This is a genomic window from Streptomyces sp. NPDC002868 (genome assembly GCF_055563295.1).
In genome coordinates this window covers 136,871-138,821 of sequence record NZ_JBVHDR010000010.1, presented here as the reverse complement: position 1 = coordinate 138,821, position 1,951 = coordinate 136,871, and the positions used below count along the sequence as shown (strand labels likewise).

The window sequence follows — 1,951 nt, the reverse complement described above, 5'->3', positions numbered from 1 at the left end:
CCCGGGTCTTGTTGGGCTAGGTGGCGGCGCACTCCCCGCGGGCCGCGCCCTTACAACGACGGGGGGGGGGGGGGCCGAATCCCGCCGCCCCCCCCGCCCCGCTTCGGCGACGCGCCACGGTTCGTCCCGCGGCAGCGCGCCGGGGTCAGTGCTGGGCGCTACGACGCTTGCGCGCGGCCCACATGATGCCGCCACCCGCGACGATGACCGCGGCGGCAGCGCCGGCGATCAGCGGAGTGGAGCTGGAGGAGCCCGTCTCGGCCAGGTCACCCGAGGGGGAGCTCGGCTTGGCCGACGGCGGCACCTCGGCGGAGCTGGTGGAGCTGCTCGGCGTGGGAGTGGCCGTGGTGGGCGTGTCCGAGGGAGTCGGCGTGGCCGACGGGGTCGGGGTGGCCGGCGGAGTCGGGGTGGCCGGCGGAGTCGGGGTGCTGTCCTCGCAGACCGGCGCCTTCTTGGTCTCGTCGCGCGAGAACTTGTCGCCGTCGCCGGCCTTCACCACCAGGCGGACGGAGAGCTCGCTGCTGTGCTTGGGCAGCTCGAGCTTCTTGTGGAACTCCTTCTTGAACGTCTCGGTGGGCAGCAGGTCCTTGCCGTCCACGGTGACGCTCACGGTGTTCTCGACCTGGGAGTTGTACTGGGTCAGGTCTATCTGGACCTCGGTGCAGGTCACCGACCACACCGGGGTGTGCGCCTGCGCCGGGCCGGCGGCCAGGCCGACGCCGAAGACGCCGGCCGTCGCCACCGCTACCAGGGCCCCCGAACGGCGCCACGATCTCTTGATTGCTGTCATAAAAATCCTCCACGGTTGCCGCGCCACCACCCATATGGCGGTGCGCGCACAGTACCGTCACACTCCCAGGGGCCTGCACCCACCCCACCCCTCTCTTACGTCCCGCAACGCGTCGGGGGTTCGAGGGAGTTGAACCGCGCCCCGTCGGCTGTCGGTCCGCCCCGTCAGCTGCCGGTCCGACGAGTGGCGCGGGCCCACGCCGGAAGCACCAGCCAGCACAGGACGAACCACACGACCATCCCCACTACCAGCCAGATGGCCAGCGTGTCGTCGACGACCACGCGCAGGATGAGAAGCAGGGCCGACGCCATCGTGCACAGCAGGAGGAACAGCCCGACCACCGTGAGGCGAGAGGCCCAGATGACCGTCTCGGGCTTCAGTTGCTGGCCGGTGAGGAGTCGATGGAAGGACACCGGGCCGATCAGAGCGCCGGTCGTGGCCGCCCCCAGCAGCACCGTGACCGTATAGATCGTCTGGTTGGTGTCGGAGAGAGAGGCGAAGCGCGGCTGGAAGACCACCGTGAGCAGAAAACCGAAGAGGATCTGCACACCGGTCTGGGCGACCCGCAATTCCTGAAGGAGTTCGGCCCAGCGCCGGTCCGCCCTTTCCTCCGGTGTTTCGTCCCGACCGCGATCACGCTTTTCGTCGGCTTTCCCCATCACCGGACACCTCCATATTGTGAACCGTACTTGCGCCGAGTCAGCTCCTTATATCGCACTCTCTGGGCCGCATGCCCGCGGTCGCACTCGTCAAACGCGCGTCAACCCTGCAGCCGAACCGACGTGTAAGCAGAAGGATTCCGGGCACCCGTTCGCATGGAGGTGCAGACAATGGTTCCCATCCTGCTCGTTCTGCTTCTGGCACTCATTCTCTTCGGAGCCGGATTCGCCGTAAAGGTGCTCTGGTGGATTGCACTCATTGTGCTTGCCATCTGGCTCCTGGGATTCCTGATGCGGAGCACCACGTCGACAGGCACGAGGTCCCGCTGGTACCGGTGGTAGACAGCGAATTGAACGAGAATTCAATATCGCCGCCCGGTACAGGGCGGCGAGCCGGGGGGGGGGGGGGGGGGGGGGGCGCCGGGCGGCCGCGGGGGTGGTGTGGGGGGGGGTGTTTGTGGTGGGGCGACGCCCCCCCCCGGGGTGAGAGCGCGCCGGCGCG

3 protein-coding genes are annotated in these 1,951 nt (G+C 68.8%); 1 reads left to right on the top strand and 2 read right to left on the bottom strand.

What is annotated here, in order from left to right:
- Positions 1-145: 145 nt before the first annotated feature.
- Positions 146-790, bottom strand: a complete 645-nt coding sequence (locus ACZ3H8_RS27660; RefSeq protein ID WP_467406387.1) for an LAETG motif-containing sortase-dependent surface protein — start codon at positions 788-790, stop codon at positions 146-148.
- 164 nt (positions 791-954) lie between these two features.
- Positions 955-1,449, bottom strand: coding sequence for a DUF6328 family protein (locus ACZ3H8_RS27655; protein WP_467406385.1), 495 nt, complete (start codon positions 1,447-1,449; stop codon positions 955-957).
- Positions 1,450-1,620: 171 nt separating this feature from the next.
- Between ACZ3H8_RS27655 and ACZ3H8_RS27650 the strand changes: the two genes are divergently transcribed.
- The gene (locus ACZ3H8_RS27650; RefSeq protein WP_307665240.1) at positions 1,621-1,791 is read left to right on the top strand and encodes a hydrophobic protein; all 171 of its coding nucleotides are present in this window, start codon (positions 1,621-1,623) and stop codon (positions 1,789-1,791) included.
- The last annotated feature ends 160 nt before the right edge of the window (positions 1,792-1,951 follow it).

Coding starts and splice junctions, on each gene's coding strand:
- ACZ3H8_RS27660 (WP_467406387.1), bottom strand. CDS start 790: ATGACAGCAATCAAGAGATCGTGGCGCCGTTCGGGGGCCCTGGTAGCG.
- ACZ3H8_RS27655 (WP_467406385.1), bottom strand. CDS start 1,449: ATGGGGAAAGCCGACGAAAAGCGTGATCGCGGTCGGGACGAAACACCG.
- ACZ3H8_RS27650 (WP_307665240.1), top strand. CDS start 1,621: ATGGTTCCCATCCTGCTCGTTCTGCTTCTGGCACTCATTCTCTTCGGA.